The 18,447-nt window shown below is 63.3% G+C and carries 17 protein-coding genes, 1 pseudogene and 2 riboswitches; of the genes and pseudogenes, 7 read left to right on the forward strand and 11 right to left on the reverse strand.

Translation table 11 applies throughout. From position 1 onward, the window contains the following. Positions 1-3 precede the first annotated feature (3 nt). Together arsB and arsC are read left to right on the forward strand one after the other, a co-directional pair. Positions 4-1,062, forward strand: a complete 1,059-nt coding sequence (gene arsB, locus ACQB61_RS14280) for an ACR3 family arsenite efflux transporter (RefSeq protein ID WP_430513155.1) — start codon at positions 4-6, stop codon at positions 1,060-1,062. 3 nt (positions 1,063-1,065) lie between these two features. After that, positions 1,066-1,488: an arsenate reductase (glutaredoxin) gene (gene arsC / locus ACQB61_RS14285; RefSeq protein ID WP_430513156.1), complete on the forward strand. Its 423-nt coding sequence runs from the start codon at positions 1,066-1,068 to the stop codon at positions 1,486-1,488. Positions 1,489-1,530: 42 nt separating this feature from the next. Here the strand turns inward: arsC and tyrS are convergent, their stop codons facing one another. The 3 genes from tyrS to ACQB61_RS14300 all read right to left on the reverse strand — a co-directional run bounded on the left by tyrS (position 1,531) and on the right by ACQB61_RS14300 (position 4,216). After that, positions 1,531-2,796, reverse strand: a complete 1,266-nt coding sequence (tyrS, locus tag ACQB61_RS14290; protein WP_430514376.1) for a tyrosine--tRNA ligase — start codon at positions 2,794-2,796, stop codon at positions 1,531-1,533. A gap of 214 nt (positions 2,797-3,010) precedes the next feature. Beyond that, a complete protein-coding gene (locus ACQB61_RS14295) occupies positions 3,011-3,682 on the reverse strand; it encodes a cysteine hydrolase family protein (RefSeq protein ID WP_430513157.1) in 672 nt (223 codons plus the stop codon). 42 nt (positions 3,683-3,724) lie between these two features. Beyond that, positions 3,725-4,216 carry a MarR family winged helix-turn-helix transcriptional regulator gene (locus tag ACQB61_RS14300; RefSeq protein ID WP_430513158.1) on the reverse strand — a complete coding sequence of 164 codons (492 nt, stop codon included), beginning with the start codon at positions 4,214-4,216 and terminating at the stop codon, positions 3,725-3,727. 138 nt (positions 4,217-4,354) lie between these two features. Between ACQB61_RS14300 and ACQB61_RS14305 the strand changes: the two genes are divergently transcribed. Further along, entirely contained in the window at positions 4,355-4,960 is a 606-nt protein-coding gene (locus ACQB61_RS14305; protein ID WP_430513159.1) for a DUF1772 domain-containing protein, read from the forward strand. Between the two features lie 36 nt (positions 4,961-4,996). On the opposite strand, the pseudogene gcvPB reads toward ACQB61_RS14305, so the two are convergent. From gcvPB to ACQB61_RS14335, 6 genes and pseudogenes are all read right to left on the reverse strand, one after another. Then, a pseudogene (gene gcvPB / locus ACQB61_RS14310) lies at positions 4,997-6,588 on the reverse strand (aminomethyl-transferring glycine dehydrogenase subunit GcvPB). Continuing rightward, complete coding sequence (gene gcvPA / locus ACQB61_RS14315) at positions 6,585-7,931, reverse strand: aminomethyl-transferring glycine dehydrogenase subunit GcvPA (protein WP_430513160.1); 1,347 nt, start codon at positions 7,929-7,931, stop codon at positions 6,585-6,587. Before gcvPA ends, gcvPB begins: the two are co-directional and overlap by 4 nt. Before the next feature lie 5 nt (positions 7,932-7,936). After that, entirely contained in the window at positions 7,937-8,440 is a 504-nt protein-coding gene (locus ACQB61_RS14320; protein WP_430513161.1) for an OsmC family protein, read from the reverse strand. Between the two features lie 3 nt (positions 8,441-8,443). Next, a complete protein-coding gene (gene gcvH, locus ACQB61_RS14325; protein WP_430513162.1) occupies positions 8,444-8,815 on the reverse strand; it encodes a glycine cleavage system protein GcvH in 372 nt (123 codons plus the stop codon). Between the two features lie 42 nt (positions 8,816-8,857). Next, the gene (gene gcvT, locus ACQB61_RS14330) at positions 8,858-9,937 is read right to left on the reverse strand and encodes a glycine cleavage system aminomethyltransferase GcvT (RefSeq protein ID WP_430514377.1); all 1,080 of its coding nucleotides are present in this window, start codon (positions 9,935-9,937) and stop codon (positions 8,858-8,860) included. 144 nt (positions 9,938-10,081) lie between these two features. Then, positions 10,082-10,189: riboswitch (glycine riboswitch) on the reverse strand. A 3-nt stretch (positions 10,190-10,192) separates the two neighbouring features. Further along, a riboswitch (glycine riboswitch) is annotated at positions 10,193-10,307 on the reverse strand. A gap of 179 nt (positions 10,308-10,486) precedes the next feature. Beyond that, positions 10,487-11,125: a hypothetical protein gene (locus ACQB61_RS14335; RefSeq protein WP_430513163.1), complete on the reverse strand. Its 639-nt coding sequence runs from the start codon at positions 11,123-11,125 to the stop codon at positions 10,487-10,489. A gap of 196 nt (positions 11,126-11,321) precedes the next feature. On the opposite strand from ACQB61_RS14335, the gene ispH reads away from it, so the two are divergent. Genes ispH through ACQB61_RS14355 form a run of 4 tightly spaced genes read left to right on the forward strand, consistent with a single transcriptional unit; the run spans position 11,322 to position 14,784 of the window. Next, positions 11,322-12,317: a 4-hydroxy-3-methylbut-2-enyl diphosphate reductase gene (gene ispH / locus ACQB61_RS14340; protein WP_430513164.1), complete on the forward strand. Its 996-nt coding sequence runs from the start codon at positions 11,322-11,324 to the stop codon at positions 12,315-12,317. Positions 12,318-12,323: 6 nt separating this feature from the next. Next, the gene (locus tag ACQB61_RS14345) at positions 12,324-13,289 is read left to right on the forward strand and encodes a homoserine kinase (protein WP_430513165.1); all 966 of its coding nucleotides are present in this window, start codon (positions 12,324-12,326) and stop codon (positions 13,287-13,289) included. Beyond that, positions 13,286-13,762, forward strand: coding sequence for a ribonuclease HI (gene rnhA, locus ACQB61_RS14350; protein WP_430513166.1), 477 nt, complete (start codon positions 13,286-13,288; stop codon positions 13,760-13,762). Before ACQB61_RS14345 ends, rnhA begins: the two co-directional genes overlap by 4 nt. Further along, positions 13,759-14,784 (forward strand): diacylglycerol/lipid kinase family protein, encoded by a 1,026-nt coding sequence (locus tag ACQB61_RS14355; RefSeq protein WP_430513167.1) that lies wholly within the window; start codon positions 13,759-13,761, stop codon positions 14,782-14,784. Before rnhA ends, ACQB61_RS14355 begins: the two co-directional genes overlap by 4 nt. A 73-nt stretch (positions 14,785-14,857) precedes the next feature. On the opposite strand, the gene ACQB61_RS14360 is transcribed toward ACQB61_RS14355, so the two are convergent. Next, positions 14,858-17,731 (reverse strand): EAL domain-containing protein, encoded by a 2,874-nt coding sequence (locus ACQB61_RS14360; protein WP_430514378.1) that lies wholly within the window; start codon positions 17,729-17,731, stop codon positions 14,858-14,860. Between the two features lie 58 nt (positions 17,732-17,789). Beyond that, on the reverse strand, positions 17,790-18,428 hold the full coding sequence (locus ACQB61_RS14365; RefSeq protein WP_430513168.1) for a GNAT family N-acetyltransferase: 639 nt from the start codon (positions 18,426-18,428) through the stop codon (positions 17,790-17,792). Positions 18,429-18,447: the final 19 nt, after the last annotated feature.

Consider the following 18,447-nt stretch of genomic DNA (forward strand, 5'->3'; position numbering starts at 1 on the left):
ACCATGTCCCTGTTTGAACGCTACCTGACGCTCTGGGTGGGGCTCGCGATCTTCGCCGGCATCGCCCTCGGCCATCTGCTGCCGCAGGTGTTCGAGGTGATCGGCACTATGGAAATCGCCAAGGTGAACCTGCCTGTCGCCCTGCTGATCTGGCTGATGATCATCCCCATGCTGATGAAGATCGACTTTGCCGCCATCCGGCAGGTCGGCCAGCACTGGCGCGGCATGGGCATCACGCTGTTTTCCAACTGGGCGGTGAAGCCCTTTTCCATGGCTGTGCTCGGATGGATCTTCATCGGCTGGCTGTTTGCACCGCTTTTGCCGCAGGACCAGATCGACAGCTACATCGCCGGATTGATCCTGCTGGGGGCTGCACCGTGCACGGCCATGGTCTTCGTCTGGTCGAACCTGACCAAGGGCGATGCGCCTTTCACCCTGACGCAGGTTGCCCTCAATGATGCGGTGATGGTGCTGGCCTTCGCCCCCATCGTTGCGCTGCTGCTGGGCGTGTCCTCCATCATTGTGCCTTGGGACACGCTGCTGATCTCGGTTGCCCTATTCATCGTCGTGCCGGTGATTGCCGCGCAGCTGCTGCGCAAGGCGCTGGGCACAGGGGATGGCCGGGCGCTGGCGCGGTTTCAGGAGCAGATCCAGCCGCTGTCCATCGGCGCGCTGCTGCTGACGGTCGTCCTGCTCTTCGCCTTCCAGGGCAGCCAGATCATCGCCCAGCCGCTGGTGATCGCCCTGCTGGCTGTGCCGATCCTGTTGCAGACCGTCTTCATCTTCGGCTTTGCCTATATCCTCAACCGGGTGACCGGTGAGGCTCACTGCATCGCAGGCCCCTCCGCTCTGATCGGTGCCTCGAACTTCTTCGAGCTGGCCGTCGCCACAGCCATCAGCCTCTTCGGCTTCAACTCCGGCGCAGCGCTGGCCACGGTCGTCGGCGTGCTCATCGAGGTGCCAGTGATGCTGGCGCTGGTCGCCGTCGTCAACCGCAGCAAAGGCTGGTACGAGGCCTCCCGCGCCGTTTCCGCCCGCAGCGCCACAGAAGGACAGGCCTGAATCATGGATGCCACGATCTATCACAACCCCGCTTGCGGCACCTCGCGCAACACGCTGGAGATGATCCGCAACGCCGGAATCGAGCCCACGGTCATCGAATATCTGAAGACCCCGCCCGCCCGCGAGGAACTGGCTGCGATGATCGCCGCCGCCGGCCTCACCGTGCGCGGCGCCCTGCGCGAGAAGGGCACGCCCTACGAGGAAATGGGCCTTGGCAACCCAGACCTTGATGATACGGCGCTGCTCGACGCGATGATGCGCGAGCCTATCCTCATCAACCGCCCCTTCGTCATCACCCCGCTCGGCACCCGCCTCTGCCGCCCCTCGGAAGTGGTGCTGGAGATCCTTCCAGACACCCACAAAGGCGCCTTCACCAAGGAAGACGGTGAAAAGGTTCTGGACGCGGACGGCAAGCGGATCATTTGAGCAGAAGCGGCAGCGGGTCTCAGCCCACTGCCGCTTCTCTTTCTACACGAAGGCCACCAACGCCTTGCGGCGTTTGCCCGCAGCGAGGGTAAGGCGGTCGTTGGCGCCCAGATCGCCGCTGGAAATGCGCCGGCGCGGGTCGTCGGCGACATTGCCGTTGAGGCGGACGCCGCTGCCTTCGACCAGACGCCGGGCGTCGCTGTTGGAGGCGGCAAAGCCGGTGGCAACCAGCAGCTCCAGCAAGCCCAGATCCTGCGCCAGCATGGCGAGCGGAAGCGTATGCGTCGGCTCGGCGCTCATTTCGTCGCCGGAGAAGAGCGCATCGCCCTGCTCAAGCGCGTGGCGGGCGGCATCTGCACCGTGGACGATGCCGGTGACATGGGTGGCCAGCAGCTTCTTCACTTCATTGAGTTCGGCACCTTGCAGATCGGACAGGCGTTCCACCTCGCTCAAGGGCAGCTCGGTGAAAAGCCGCAGGAAGCGCGGCACATCCGCATCTGCGGTGTTGCGCCAGAACTGCCAGAAGCCGAAGGGCGACAGATGCTCCGGATGCAGCCACACGGCACCCGCTGCCGTCTTGCCCATCTTGGCCCCGCTCGCCGTGGTCACCAGCGGCACGGTGAGGCCGTGCAGTTTGCGCCCGTCGCGGCGGCCAAGCTCGACACCGTTGATGATGTTGCCCCACTGATCCGAACCGCCGACCTGAAGGCTGCAGCCATGACGGCGTGAGAGTTCCAGAAAATCCACCGCCTGCAGCATCATGTAGCAGAATTCCAGCACGGTCAGCGGCATCTGCGCCTCAAGCCGGGACTTGACGCTGTCGAAGGTCATCATGCGGTTGACGGTGAAATGACTGCCGTAATCGCGCAGGAATTCGAGGAACTTCACTTCCGTCAGCCAGTCGGCATTGTCCACCAGCAGCGCGCCTTCTGCGCCGGAGAAGTCGATCAGCGTCTCCACCGAGCGGCGGATGCCGGCGATGTTGGCGGCAATCTGCTGCTTTTCGAGGATAGGCCGGGCCTCGTTGCGGAAGCTGGGGTCGCCCACCTGGCTGGTGCCGCCACCCAGAACGATGATGGGCCGGTGGCCAAGTTTCTGCAGCCAGCGCATGGTCATCAGCGGCATCAGGTGGCCGACATGCAGGCTCGCGGCCGTGGCATCAAAACCGGCATAGACCGTGACGGGCCCTTCCGCGAGGCGCGCATCCAGCGCCTCCAGTTCCGTGGTCTGGTTGACGAGCCCGCGCTCGAACAGCACCTGCAGAGCTTCGGATTTGAGCGGGCTGGCCGGTTTTCCGGCCTCTATCATATGCTGGGTCACTTGCGGCTTCCTTCGGGAGTTTGCCCCTGTCAGGAGAGCCTTTGAAAACCAAAAAGCCGCCTGACGCGGCGGCTTTTTCGGGTTTGATCAAATGAGCAAGATCCTACGCAGCCGCCGGTATGGAGGTGACGTAATAAAAATACACAAAGGAGGCGGCGGTCTTGATCATGGCAGGATAGATGCCCCGAAAGCATCACGCCTGTCAAGCCACTGGTGCAGGGGTAATCCGGATGCCCTCCGCGATGAGCTTTGGCTTCAACGCCTGCCAGTCCGCCGGCACCGAAGCGAGAACGGCATCGTCGAGGATCTCGACCTTGTAGCCCCGCGCGGCGGCGCCCCGCGCTGTCAGCTGCACGCAATGGCACGCATCAAGGCCGGCAAGCCGCAGCGACCCGACCTTCAGGCGCTCGAGATGCGCGGATAGGTCCGGAACGGAAAAGCTGTCGCCGACGTGCTTGACGATGTCGATCGCCTCGCCTGGATGCAGATCGGGATCAAGCGCCAGCCCCTTGCGGCCGGGATTGCCTGCGCCGCCGAGCGCGAGGCGGGCGACAAGGCGCGCGGGCCAGCCATGCCAGACATGACGCACCACAATCACCGGCTCTCCCAGGCGCCGGGCTTCAGCCGCAAGCGTATTTGCCTGGGCCACGGCTGCGGCGCGCACAGTCTCCCCATAGGCACCCTTACCCGTGCGGCGGGAAAAATCGCCTTGCAAGTCAATCAGCAGCAGCGCCCGGTTTGGCCGCTCCTCACTGTCGATTACTGGGCCTGTCGTAGGGCGGCTGATGGCCGTGAGTGCCCGAATGGCGTAGACCGAAAGAGCAAGAACGACGACAGTCCCTCCAGCCATCAGGCCATAGATTGCAGTTTCCAAGATACCAGCTTCCTGTCTTCCTCGATCTGTTCACGGTCCCGTTCAGGCAAGCCCGGCGGGTGCATCCGGCTCATCTTCATATGCACCAAAGCCATCGACCAACGCCTGCATGACAGTCAGCGCCGCGGCCACGTCTGCCGACGCAAGGCCACCGGCAATGCCGCCAAGGACCTCAAGCTCCCGCGCATGAATGGCGGTGAAGATGTCCTGTCCTCGCTGCGTCAAGCCAAACAAGGGCGAGCGCCGGTGTGCCGGATTGGACCGGCGAACAACAAGGCCGTCCCGCTCGAGTCCATCCATCGCGAGCTGGATCTGCTGGCGGGCAAGAAACAGCCGCCGTGCAACGTCGGGCACACTCAGGCCGGCCGGATCATTGTCGTGCAAGAGCTCCAGCACGGCGCGTGCACCGAGCCCGACACCTGTGCCATCAAGATGGGCTGCAACAGAGCGCGCCAGACGGCGGTGGGCCGGGCGGATCAGCCGGACGAGGCCATAAAGCCGCGTAGCTGCGTCATCTGGATCAGCATTGGTCATGGGGGGTATATTGACATGAAAAATGTCAATATGACAATAAAATTGTCATCTTATTTTGCGGCAACCTGTTACCCGCTGCGACAAGTTTCGACAAAATGATGCGCATGCTGCCGCTAGGATGACGCCGGGCAGACGGACTTGGCTGGGGGCAGCCATGCGAGGGAGTTGAACCGCATGAAACGCATCTGTCTGGCCGCCGCCGGCCTGTCACTCATCCTTTCCGGAGCGATATTCGGTTTCTTCTATGCCTGGGTCTGTTCGACCATGTGGGGGCTGGATGCCGCAGATCCGCGGATCGCGATCGCCGCGATGCAAGCTATGAACGGCTCCGTCCGCAATGCCGTCTTCGCGCCGGCGTTCTTTGCCACGCCGGTCGTGCTAGCCCTGACCGGACTGCTGGCCCTGCGGCTGAAGGCGCGCGGCGCAGGTGTTGCATTCCTGGCAGGCGGGCTCCTGTACTTTCTGGGTGGCCTGGTTCTGACGATGCGCTTCAACGTGCCGATGAACGAGGCACTGGCCCTCGTCAGCGTGCCGGACAACATCGAGGAGGCCCGTGCGATCTGGCAGCCTTACTCCCCGCTGGCAGACCTTCAACCAGATACGAACGGTGGTCAGCGGTCTGACCCTCATCGCCACCGGCTACGGCATATGGCGTCTGGGGCGCGACCTGCCTGGAAAGTGAGATCGGAGCCCTTCCTTCGATCCTTATCGGCCCGCCGAAACGAAAAAGCCCCGAAGCGGTGACGCAACGGGGCTTTGTGTCTTGGGCCTTGCCGGGGCTTACTCAGCAGCCGCCGGAGTGACACTGGCCGGGGCGGGTTCGCTCCAGGTGAGAACCGGGCTGCGGGCAGCGCGGGTTTCATCAAGGCGGCGGCGCGGGGCAAGGTAGGGCGCGCCGGTGAAGCGCTCCGTCTCGCCGCGCTTGGCAGACATGACGAGATCGCGCAGCGTGGCAACGAACAGATCCAGCGAGGCCCGGCTTTCGGACTCGGTCGGCTCGATCAGCATTGCCCCATGGACGACCAGCGGGAAATACATGGTCATCGGATGATAGCCCTCATCGATCATCGCCTTGGCGAAGTCGAGGGTGGTCACGCCCGTGTCCTTGAGGAAGCTGTCATCGAACAGCACTTCATGCATGCAGGGGCGCTCGCCGAAGGGCAGGCTCATCAGGTCCTGCAGGCCAACGCGGACATAGTTCGCGTTCAGCACCGCATCCTCGGAGGCCTGACGCAACCCGTCCGAGCCGTGGCTCAGCATGTAGGTCAGCGCCCGGACGAACATGCCCATCTGGCCGTGGAAGGCCGTCATGCGGCCAAACGGCTTCTCGCCATCCTTGAGGCCAGCTTCCGTTTCCACCAATTCCAGCCCGCTGTCCGACTTGCGAACGAACGGCAGCGGCGCAAAGGAGCAAGGCGCTGCGATAGGACCACGGGACCGGAGCCCGGTCCGCCGCCGCCATGCGGGGTGGAGAAGGTCTTGTGCAGGTTGATGTGCATCGCGTCGATGCCCAGATCCCCCGGCCGCGCCTTGCCGACGATGGCGTTGAAGTTGGCGCCATCGCAGTAGAAATAGGCGTTTGCTGCGTGGATGGCGGCGGCAATCTCCATGATGTCCCGCTCGAACAGCCCGCAGGTGTTCGGGTTGGTCAGCATGATGGCGGCGATGTTGCCGTCATTGTCCGCAATCGCCTTCTTCACCGAGGCCAGATCCACCGTGCCGTCTTCCTTGGCGTCGATGGCAACGACCTTGAAGCCGAGCAGCGCAGCGGTGGCCGGGTTGGTGCCATGGGCACTTTCCGGTACCAGCACGATCTTCGGATCACGTCCCGCCGCGATATGCGCGGCCTTGATCGCCATCATCCCGCACTGCTCGCCATGGGCGCCAGCCTTCGGGCTCATGGCAACGGCAGTGGTGCCGGTCAGCTCCATCAGCCAGTCACCCAGCTCGGAAATCAGCTCCACGGCACCCTTGACGGTGGACAGCGGCTGCAGCGGGTGAATGTCGCCAAAGCCCGGCACGCGCGCCATCTTTTCGTTGAGGCGCGGGTTGTGCTTCATGGTGCAGGAACCGAGCGGATAAAGCCCGGCATCGATGGCGTAATTGTTGCGCGACAGGCGCACGTAATGGCGCATCGTCTCCGGTTCGGAGAGGCCCGGCAGGCCGATCTTCGCCGTGCGGACGTGGGCGCCCAGCTCCGCCTCGAAAGCCTCCGGCTCATCCAGATCAACGCCCGTCACGTCCAGGCGGCCGATCTCGAACAGCAGCGGCTCTTCCATGTCGAGCGCACGGTTGCCGGTGAAGGTCTTGGGCCGGAATGCCGCGCCCGCATCGCCCGCAGCGGTCGGGCGTCCCTGAGTGTTCATGCTCATGCCAGCACCTCCTTGAGCGCGGCTGCGAAGGCAGCGCGGTCTTCATCGGTGTTGATTTCGGTCGAGGCGACAACGAGAAGGTTCGCAAGGTCCTTGTTGCGCGGCTCCAGCCGCGACACCGGCACACCGGCGAGGACGCCCCGTTCGGCGAGCGCCTCGACAACCTGATCGGCCACCTTCGGCAGGGCGATGGTGAACTCGTTGAAATAGGCCTTGTTCAGCACTTCGACGCCCGGCACGGCGGCCAGAAGCTTCTTCAGCTTCACCGCATTGGCGTGATTGATCCGGGCCAGGCGCGTCAGCCCGGCTTCGCCCAGCAGCGTCATGTGGATCGTGAAGGCCAGCGCGCAAAGGCCGGAGTTGGTGCAGATGTTCGACGTCGCCTTTTCGCGGCGGATGTGCTGCTCGCGGGTGGAGAGCGTCAGCACGAAGCCGCGCTTGCCCTCCGCATCCACGGTCTCACCGCAAAGCCGCCCCGGCATCTGGCGCATGTATTTCTGCTTCGTGGCGAAGAGCCCAACGTAAGGACCGCCGAAGGTGAGGCCATTGCCGATGGACTGGCCTTCGCCGACGACGATATCGGCGCCCTGCGTACCGGCCGGCTCGATCAGCCCCAGCGACACCACTTCGGTGAAGACGGCGATCAGCAGCGCCCCATGCGCATGGGCCTTCTCGGCAATCGGCTTCAGGTCGATGATCTGGCCGTAGAAGGACGGGGACTGGACGACCACGCAGGATGTCTCGCCGTCGATGGCCGCCAGAATGTCCTCGGTGCCCATCGGATCTGCGGGAAGCGCTTCCACCTTGTCACCGGAAAGGTTGGACAGGCCTTCGACCACAGCACGGTATTGCGGATGCAGCCCGCCGGAGAGCACCGCCTTGTTGCGGCGGGTGACGCGGTGCGCCATCAGCACGGCTTCGCCGGTGCCGGTGGAGCCGTCATACATGGAGGCGTTAGCCACTTCCATGCCGGTGAGGCGTGCTACCTGCGTCTGGAACTCGAACAGGTACTGCAGAGTACCTTGCGTGATTTCCGGCTGATAGGGCGTGTAGGACGTGAGGAATTCCGAACGCTGGATCAGGTGATCAACCGTCGCCGGAACGTGGTGACGGTAGGCGCCTGCCCCCACAAAGAAGGGCACGGAACCGGCGGCGACATTCTTGCCGGCCATGCGGTTCAGATGGCGCTCCACCTCGATCTCGGACTTGCGCCTGGGCAGGTCGACAAGGCCCTTGAGACGAGCAGCTTCCGGGATATCGGCAAACAGGTCATCAATCGAAGACACGCCGACGCGCGCCAGCATGTCGGCGCGGTCTGTGTCGGAAAGCGGCAGATAACGCATCGGGTTTACGTCCCTTCATGCGGTTGCGGAGCAACGAGGCGCACCGGGCCGGGCGCCACGACGATTTCACATTTCACCGAGTTGGCGATGAAGCACATTTCGTGCGCCTTCTCGTGCAGTTCGGCGAGCCGGGCCGGGTCTGGCTGGCTGTCCGCGATGATGGTCATCACGGGGCGCAGGGTGACGCAGGTGATACCCATACGCCCCGGCGCAATGCGGCTCATTTCCGCCTCTGCCCTATCCTCGTATGCCTCGATCAGAAGCCCGTCGCGGCGGGCAAGATCAAGAAAGGTCATCATGTGGCAGGAGGAGATGGCGGCCGCGAAGGCCTCTTCCGGGTCCACGGCTTCCGGCACCGAATGGGGCAGCGGCACGACGGTGGGCGAGGCAGAGGCTGGCACCTCCACACCTCCATCAAAGCGCCAGGTGTGGCCGCGGGAGTAGCGTCCGGTGCGGAACTCACCCTCGCGGCGCCAGATCACTTCGGCGGTGTAGAGATGGCCGGGCATGGCTTACAGCGTGTCCACGTAGGCCTTGTAGGCCGCTTCGTCCATCAGCTCCGAAAGCTCACCCTCGTTGGAGATGCGAAGCTTCATGAACCAAGCAGAGCCTTCCGGGTCTTCATTCACATTGGCCGGGTTGTCGGAGAGCTTGGAGTTGACCTCGACAACCTCGCCGCTGACCGGGGCATAAACCTCGCTGGCGGCCTTCACCGATTCCACCACGGCGGCGTCATCCCCCTGCGAGACGGTGCGGCCGACATCAGGCAGCTCCACATAGACCACATCGCCAAGCTGGCTCTGGGCATAGGTGGTGATGCCGACGGTGGCCACGCCACCGGACACGGCAACCCATTCATGATCCTTGGAGTAATAGGTCGTCATTCTCTGGTCTCCAGACTGGATGATCTTCTGTTTCTGAACGGCTTACGCCTTGGCGGCGCGCACGTAACGGTGCTCCACGAAAGGCATCGTGGTGACTGTGGCTTCCAGCTCTTTGCCGCGCACGATCAGCGCAAGCTTCGTGCCAGGGGCGGCATGGGCAGCGGCAACGTAGCCCATGGCGATGGGCTGGCCGAGGGTCGGTGCAAAGCCGCCGGAGGTGACGGTGCCGATGGCCTCGCTGCCACCGGGAACGCGGATCTCTGCACCCTCACGGGCGGGCGCACGGCCTTCCAGCTTCAGGCCAACGCGCTTGCGGGCCGGGCCAGCTGTCAGTTCGCTCAGAACACGGCCTGCACCGGGGAAGCCGCCTTCCTCGCGGCGGCGCTTCTGCAGGATGAAGGTAATATCGCCTTCGACCGGCGACGTGGTCTCGTCAAGATCATGGCCATAGAGGCAGAGCCCGGCTTCAAGGCGCAGACTGTCGCGCGCACCAAGGCCAATCGGCTTTACCCGCTCATCTGCCAGCAGCGCCTTGACGATCGCCTCTGCAGCATCTGCCGGAACGGACATTTCCACCCCGTCCTCGCCCGTGTAGCCGGAGCGCGACACGTGGCAGCGGATGCCGTCAAAATCCATCCAGGCCGCGCTCATGAAGCCGAGGCTGGCGGCTTCCGGAGCATGCAGGGCAACAGCGGCAACGGCCTGCGGCCCCTGCACTGCGATCAGCGCCCGGTCCTCGACGATCTCCAGGCGCACGCCTTCGGGAAGCGCGGCAGCGATCAGCGGATAGTCCACGTCCTTGCGCGAGGCATTGACCACCAGGAACAGGCGGCCATCATCTTCCTCAGCCACCGGGCGGGCGACCATCAGGTCATCGACGATGCCGCCTTCTGCGTTGAGCAGAACCGTGTAGCGCTGCTTGCCACGGCCCAGCTCCACCATGTTGGAGGGCACAAGAGCCTCCAGCGCGCGGGCGGTGGTGGCATGGTCCGGGCCGATCAGCCAGGCCTGCCCCATGTGCGACACGTCGAACAATCCGGCGGCTGCGCGGGTATGGAGATGTTCGGTCAGAATGCCCGTGGGATATTGCACGGGCATCTCGTAGCCCGCAAAAGGCACCATGCGGGCGCCAAGCGCCACATGCAGGTCATGAAGGGGGTACGCTTCAGGTCCGCCTCAGGGGCGGCCGCAGAATCACTCGTGGCCATCAAGGGTCCTCGTCGTCAGTGGCGCCGGGACAGACCTGTAACGGCCCATCCGCACCCCCTCTGTCCGAGTACCTGAGAGATTTCCCGTCCGGTGCACGAATGCAGCCGGAAGGTTACTCCTTCGGTGAGGCCTCACGCATCAAAGTGCGGGGCCTGCTTTCCAGAGCGTCAAAGCGAAGCGGTCCTTTTGCCTGAGAGTTTCCGGGGTGGTTGCTCCTTCGGCGCTGTCTCAGACCCCTCACATTGCTGCAAGGCACCTCTCCAGCCTCTCCCGCTGTCGCCTTTTTGAACCGCCAGCGTCTGCATTGGGAAATGCAGCCGCCGCCGCTCCGCTCACCCGTCACGACCCGGATGAGCACGTCGATTGTCTATTTCCGTCCTGCCATTGTCAATATGCGCCATCCTGAGACGGGCAGGTATTCCCGCCCCATATGACGGCGAAGGTCAAAGCACAGGCCGCGCCTCAGCGCTTCTTCTTTTTCTGCGGTGCGCCTTCGTCAAAACCGAAGACGATCTTGAGCGATGCGTCACGCGGCACCAGGAAGGAATCTTCCACCAGTGACCATGTTTCAGCCGGAGCCGCTGCACCAACCGTAACCGGCACAGACAGAAGCTGCGAAACCACCGGGGCCGCACCTTCCACTCCCTGCGGAATGATGGCAACGCGCAGCGGCAGAATGATCTCACCGCCCGGCCATGCAGGCCCAGGCGTTACGCGGCCTGCAAGACCAACCTTAACCCGGGTCTGATCGCCCTCACGGCGGCATTCACGCGCCCACTCCTCAAGATTGGCCTGATAGAGCAGAGCACGGGCATCGTTTTCCTTGCCGCGCTCATACTTGGAAATGAGGAACGTGTCTGACTGCAGCTCGATTGGCGGACAATAGGGCTGCTTTTCAAAGGCCTGCGGGTCAACCTCGATCGGCCCTTGGCCGCCGGTCACAATCTTCTGCGTCAGGCTGGGGCCTGCCGGAGCACCGCCCGCATCGGCGGAATCACCGCCGCCGAATGACATGCAGCCGGAAAGAAGCCCCGCCAGCGCGGCAAAGGTGGCCACGCGGCCTGCGGCAGAACGGGCGGAAATGCGTTCGACTTGCAGCATTCAGAAGTTCCACTTCACTCGAAACCTGTTCGCCGGTCTATAACAGGCCACATCCGTTTTGGCGAGACGCAGCCTGTCTGGATGCATGCACGGCGCATAATGCAGGGCTTGCCCCGCAGCAATGCGCATGCTTCCCCTTGACAGGCCATGGGGTGATCACTCTATTGCCCCCATGAGCCACGCTCAAGGACCTGACATGACCGGCAATCATGGCGCTCTTCCGGCGCTGGACGTGAAATTGTGCGCACCGCGCGGCTTCTGCGCAGGGGTGGACCGTGCCATCCAGATCGTCGAACTCGCGCTGGAGAAGTTCGGCCGCCCTGTCTATGTGCGCCACGAAATCGTACATAACCGGTTTGTGGTTGACGGACTGAAGGCCAAAGGCGCCGTTTTCGTCGAGGAGCTTGACGAGATCCCGGCAGACCAGCGCGACCGCCCGGTCATATTCTCCGCCCACGGCGTGCCGAAAGCTGTGCCGGAAGACGCGCGCGGACGGAACATGTTCTTTCTGGACGCCACCTGCCCTCTCGTCTCCAAGGTGCACAAGGAAGCCGAGATTCACGACCGGCGCGACCGCGAGATCCTGCTGATCGGCCATGCCGGCCATCCGGAAGTGATCGGCACCATGGGACAGCTGCCGGAAGGCACAGTATTCCTGATCGAGACGGAAGAGGATGCGCGCAACTACCAGCCGCGCACCGGACGTCAGCTTGCCTTCATCACCCAGACAACCCTTTCGGTGGATGATACCAAGGGCATTGTCGAGGTGCTGAAGGAGCGTTTCCCCGATATCGTCGCTCCGCACAAGGAAGACATCTGCTACGCCACGACCAACCGTCAGGATGCGGTGAAGGTAGTGGCGCCGCAGGTGGATGCGATGATCGTGGTGGGCGCGCCCAACTCCTCCAACTCCCAGCGCCTGCGCGAGGTGGCGGAACGGGCCGGATGCCACAAGGCCGTTCTCGTACAGCGGGCCTCGGACATCGACTGGGCCGATTTCGAGGGCATTTCCAGCCTCGGCCTGACAGCTGGCGCCTCCGCGCCTGAAACCCTGGTCGAGGAAATCATTGCCGCCTTTGCAGAGCGTTTCACCGTGACGGTGAACGAGGTGCGTACGGCGGAAGAAACCATCGCCTTCAACCTGCCGCGCGAGCTTCGCACCATGGCAGACGTTCCCAGCGCAGCCGAGTAGCCCCCAATGGCCGTATATACCGAAGTTGCCGACGAAGACCTTGCCGCCTTTGTCGCCCGATACGGCGTTGGCCGTCTCCTGTCCTACAAGGGCATTGCCGAGGGCGTTGAGAACTCCAACTTTCTGGTGCGCACCGATCAGGCCAATTTCATCCTCACCCTCTATGAGAAGCGGGTGAACCCGGACGATCTGCCGTTCTTCCTCAACCTCATGCAGCATCTGGCGAAGAAGGGCATCAACTGCCCGCAGCCGCTGGTAGCCGAAGACGGCACCATGCTGGGCACTTTGTCGGGCCGCCCGGCTGCCATGGTCACATTCCTGGAAGGCATGTGGGTGCGCCGCCCGCGGCTCGAGCATTGCGCAGCCCTTGGCGAAGCGCTCGCCCGGCTGCATCTGGCAGGCTCCGATTTCCCGATGAAGCGGCACAATGCGCTGGACGTAAGCGGCTGGCGCCCGCTCTTCAACCGCTCGGCAGAGCGAGCCGATACGGTGGCAGCAGGCCTTGCGGAAGAGCTTTCCGCAGAACTCGACTATCTGGAAGCCAACTGGCCACAGGATCTGCCGGGCGGCGTGATCCATGCGGATCTCTTCCCCGACAACGTGTTCTTCCTTGGCAGCGAGCTGTCCGGCCTCATCGACTTCTATTTTGCCTGCACCGACAGCTTCGCCTATGACGCGGTCATCTGCATCAACGCCTGGTGCTTCGAGGCGGATGGTGCCTTCAACGTGACAAAGGCCCGCGCCTTCCTCAATGGCTACCGCAAGATCCGCCCCTTCACGCCGGAAGAGTTTGACGCCCTGCCCCTGCTGGCGCGTGGCGCATCCATCCGCTTCCTGCTGACGCGCCTTTATGACTGGCTCAACGTGCCCCCCGGTGCGCTAGTGACGCCAAAGGACCCGACGGAATATCTGCGCAAGCTGCGCTTCCACAGGGGCGCCGTCTCCGCTCAAGATTACGGGCTGGACGCATGAGTGTGGACGCAAAGGTCGTCATCTACACGGACGGAGCCTGCTCGGGAAATCCCGGTCCTGGCGGCTGGGGCGCGATCCTGCGGTTCGGTTCCCACGAAAAGGAGCTCAACGGCGGCGAGGCGGACACCACGAACAACCGCATGGAACTGACGGCAGCCATCGAGGCGCTGAGTGCCCTCAAACGCCCCTGCGTCGTCGATCTTTACACCGACAGCGTCTATGTGCGCGACGGCATCACCAAGTGGATGTTCAACTGGAAGCGCAACGACTGGCGCACGGCGGACAAGAAACCGGTGAAGAACGCCGATCTGTGGCAAGCCCTGGACGCAGCACAGCGCCAGCACCAGATCTCCTGGCATTGGGTGAAAGGCCACGCCGGACACCCGGAGAATGAACGGGCCGACGAACTGGCCCGCCTTGGCATGAAGCCCTACCAGAAAGGCCGCAAGGCCGCCGGAGACGGCAACGGATGAAGCCCCTGCGCAAGGCAGATTTTATGGCGGGAGAGGAGAGCTCCGAGCCGGAGGAGGCTCGGGCAGGCTTTCATTCTCAGGAAAGCGGCTCCGGCTCGCATGACAGCGCCGCTATTCTTGCGCGCAGTGTGATGATCATCGCCAATCCGGCTTCCGGCGGCTATCGCCCGCGCCTTCTGCAGGACATTGCAGCCAGACTGGAAGCGCAGGGCTGCTCGGTAACCATCCGCCTGACAGCCCGGGCCGGAGAGATCGGTGAGATCTGCGCCGACCCGGCCTTGAGGACCGGCATTCTGGCCGTGGCTGGCGGCGACGGTTCGGTCAATGAAGCCATCCGCGGTTTTCAGCAAAACCCGGCCCCAGCGGCTCCGGAACTGGCAGTCATTCCCTGCGGCACTGCCAATGTTCTGGCGGCTGAGCTCAAGCTTCCACGCACCGCCGAAGGCATCGCCCGCATGATTTTGCAACGGCGCAGCGTGCCGCTGCATTACGGCCTCGCCAATGGCCGGCCTTTCGTGCTGATGGCCTCTGCCGGGTTTGATGCGGAAGTGGTGCATGCGGTGCCGCTGGCCCTGAAGCGCCGCCTCGGCAAGCTGGCCTATGTGCTGACCGCACTCGACATCGCTTTCTCGCGCCATGGGGAAGACATTTTCGTAGAGATTGGCAATGAGCCTGAGAATGGCACCCATGCCGGCCGGACACTGACCTGCCGCCTCGCCGTCGTCACCAAGGCCCGCCACTACGGAGGCCCCTTTGTCATCTGCCCGGATGGCGGTGTGACGCGGTCCGGCCTGCATCTCCTGGCTCTCGAAAAGGATACGCCGCTGGCCGCTCTGCGCTTCGGCCTCGCCCTGCTGACTGGCCGCCTGCACAAGACGAAGGGCGTCACGCTGGTGCCGGTGAGCAGCCTGACCCTGACCAGCCGCCGCGCAGTTCCCGCCCAGATTGACGGTGACCCTTTCGGCGTCACTCCGCTGACGCTGACCGACGGAAAGCGTCCGCTGGCCCTGCTGGTGGGGTGAGGGGTTACTGCTAGCGCATCCCAGCACTAACCGGCCGGCTCAGCACAGACTTGCAGGCCAACAGCGGGCCCGCTCAAGCCTCGTGGTGCTCACGCAGATATGCGGTGGCTTCGTCGGCAGTCATGGCTTCGCCAAAGAAATAGCCCTGTGCAAATTCACAGCCCAGCTGGAACAGCTCCAGCGCATCGGACTCGCTCTCTGCGCCTTCCGCGACGATGGACATGCCCAGATCATGGCCAAGCGCGATGATGGAACGCAGGATGACCGGCCGCGCTGACTGGCCGTTGTGCCGCACGAAAGACTGGTCGATCTTGATCGTATCGAAGGGGAAGCGCTGCAGATAGGCCAGCGAAGAATAGCCCGTGCCGAAATCATCCAGTGACAGTCCGGCCCCCAGCGCACGCAGGCGCTCAAGCACCTTTGCGGCATATTCCGGGTTGGACATGACCATGGATTCGGTCAGCTCCAGCTTCAAAGTGCCCGGGACGATGCGCGAGCGCGACAGAATGGCCTTCACCTCGTTGATGAGGTCATGACGCAGCAGCTGGCGGGAAGAGATGTTGACCGAGAGGAACAGCGGCACCGGCGTGCGGATCTTGTCCTGCCATTCGGCCAGCTGCCGGGCGCCTTTGTCGAGCACATAGACGCCCAGTTCATTGATCAGACCGGACTGTTCAGCGATCGGAATGAACTCGCTGGGAGCAATCGGCCCGCGCTTGGGATGCTTCCAGCGGGAGAGAACCTCGAACCCGGCGACGGACTGATCCGACAGGCGCACGATGGGCTGGAAATGGACAGCGAGTTCGCCATCCTTGATCGCCTTGCGCAGGTCGCCTTCCAGATCAATCACATTGCGGCCCAGCGGACGCAGGATCGGGCGGAAGACTTCCTGGCGGTCGCCGCCGAGACGCTTGGCGTGATTCAGCGCGATTTCCGCGTCCGTCACCAGCTCTTCCGCCGTCTGGCGCCCACCCTCGAACAGGGCGAATCCGATCGAACAGGTGAGGAAGACCTCACGGTCGCCATAAGTTACAGGCGCACGCACAGCCTTGCGGAAAGCGTCGGCCACCTGGGCAATGCGGCCTGCCTCCTGTTCCGACAGAAGGATCATGCCATACTGGTCGCCACTGAGACGGGCCAGGGAATCCTGAGGCTGCAGCATACGGTCCAGACGGCGGGCGATTGTCAGAAGGATCGAGTCCCCTGCCGACAGGCCGATGCCGTCATTCACTTGCTTGAACCGGTCCAGATTGAGCAGAAGCACAGTCGGCTTTGCAATGCTGCTGTCCGCCTTGCAGCGGGCAAGAGCGGCCTCCAGCCGGTCCATGAACAGTTCCCGGTTGGCGAGGCCAGTCAGGTTGTCATGAACCGCATCATGCAGCAGCCGTTCTTCGGCAGTCTTCTGCTCGGTAATGTCGAGCAGCGTGCCAACGCAGCGGATGACTTCGGCATCGGAGCCCAGAATGGGGCGGGCACGCAGCCGGAACCAGCGGAAATGCCCGTCTTCTGAGCGCAAGCGGAAATCCTGCTGAACCTTGCCACGGCGCTGATCGACCACAGCATCCAGCGTAGCACGGAAGCGGTCGCGGTCCTGCGGGTGCAGCACGTCCAGCCAGTCACGCGCCGGTCCATCCAGCGTGCCATGGCGCAGGTTGAGCAGATCCTCGACTTCGTGACCGGTGTAGATGCGGTCACGGTCGATATCCCAATCCCAGATGATATCCCCTGCGCCGGTCAGTGCCAGAGCGCGCCGTTCCACATCCGAAATAAGCCCCTGAACGATGGCGCCGCCCGCAAAGGCGTGCTGCATCACCGTAAAGCCGATGAGAAGCACGATCAGCACCAGACCGCCGCCCAGCGCCGGCTGGGCAATGTCGTTGTTCAGCACGCCCAGAACGGTCATCGCCGAGCCAATGAGCCAGACAATCAGCAGGAACCAGGTGGGGATCAGCATGATCGCCCGGTCATACCCCTGAAGCGCCAGCACCAGAACCGTGGCAAAGCCGGCAAAGCCGATGAAGCCGAGCGACAGACGCGCGATACCGGCCGCAATCGAGGGGTCCCATACCGCAACACCAAGAAGCCCGAGCAGCAGGCTGAGCGTGCCCAATGCCAGGTGACTGTAACGGATGTGCCAGCGGTTCAGGTTGAGATAGGCATAGAGAAAGATGATCAGGCTGGCCGCCAGCATGACTTCGGCGCTTGCCCGGTAAAGCTGGTCCTCGCCCTGCGTGAGGTTGAACACCCGGCTCCAGAAGCCAAAATCAATGCACAGATAGGCCAGAACCGCCCAGGCCAGCGAGGCGGTTGCCGGAAACATCACCGTGCCCTTGACCACGAACAGAATGGTCAGGAACAGCGCAAGAAGACCGGAAATACCAAGAATGATACCGCGGTAAAGCGTGTAGGCGTTGACCGTTTCCTTGTAAGCGTCTGGCTCCCAGAGGCGTATTTGCGGCAGCTCGGGCGTGCGCAGCTCGGCCACATAGGTGACGATGGCGCCCGGATCGAGCGTGATCAGGAAGACATCGGCTTCGAGGCTTTTCTGCCGCTCCGGAGCAATGCCCTGGCTGGGCGTAATCGAAGCCACTCGGGAGGTGCCCAGATCCGGCCAGATCATGTGTGATCCGGCCAGCTGATAGAAAGGTGCGACGATGAGCCGGTCGATCTGCTCGTCAGACGTATTGGTCAGCGAGAAAACAGCCCAGTTGGTGTTCTGGCCATCGCGCGAGGCCACCTCGATACGCCGGACAATGCCATCAGCGCCGGGCGCGGTGGAAACCTGCAGGCGCGGTCCGGCATCGCGGTAAAGATCGATCGCGCCGGTGAGTTCCAGCGCCTCAACATCCAGCGGCACTGGAATCGGCTCAAGCGCAAGGGCGCGGCCTGCGAACAGGGTCGCAGTCAGCAGCAGCAATACGGCAGCCAGGAACCGGAGAAATGTCACCGGCAGTTGAAGTGGAGTGGCGAGCATGGCTCGAACAGTTAAAGGGTTGTCGGCCATGTCACAAGATTTCTTTCGAGGCGCCGCTGGTCCATTGTGGAGAGGCGGCCGTAACGGCCGGCACCGGATCATCCGCCAGGCGCGCGAAGAGGATATGGTCCTGCCACTGACCGTTGATATTGAGGTAGCGGCGCGCATAACCTTCGCGTGTAAACCCGTTCTTGCGTAGAAGCTGGATCGACGGCCCGTTGCTGGGAAGGCACGCCGCTTCGATCCGGTGCAGGCGCAACACATCGAAACAGAATGGCGCGATCAAGGCGACCGCGCGGGACATGTGACCTTTTCCAGCGTGCCGTGCTCCCATCCAGTATCCGAGCGAACAGCATTGAGCGACACCGCGCCGGATGTTGGACAAGGTTGCCCCGCCCAGAAGCGTTCCGTCCTGTGAAAAGAGGAAGAAGGGATAGCTGCGGCCTTCCTTGCGGTCGTTGGCATACCGGCGAAGGCGGCGGCGGAAGGCGGGCTTGGTCAGATCATCAACCGGCCAGAGCGGTTCCCACGGGGTCAGGAAGCTGCGGCTTTCTTCCCGCAGCACGGACCACTGCGGGAAGTCCGCCATCAGCGGCGGGCGCAGATAGAAGCCCTGCCCCCGCAATGTGGGTTCTGTCTCCGACGTTCCGAAGGACAGAAGCAAGGCCACCTGACGCCCTCCCTATACC

This window comes from Pannonibacter phragmitetus (assembly GCF_050510895.1).
In the GTDB taxonomy this organism is placed as follows: Bacteria; Pseudomonadota; Alphaproteobacteria; order Rhizobiales; family Stappiaceae; genus Pannonibacter; species Pannonibacter phragmitetus_B.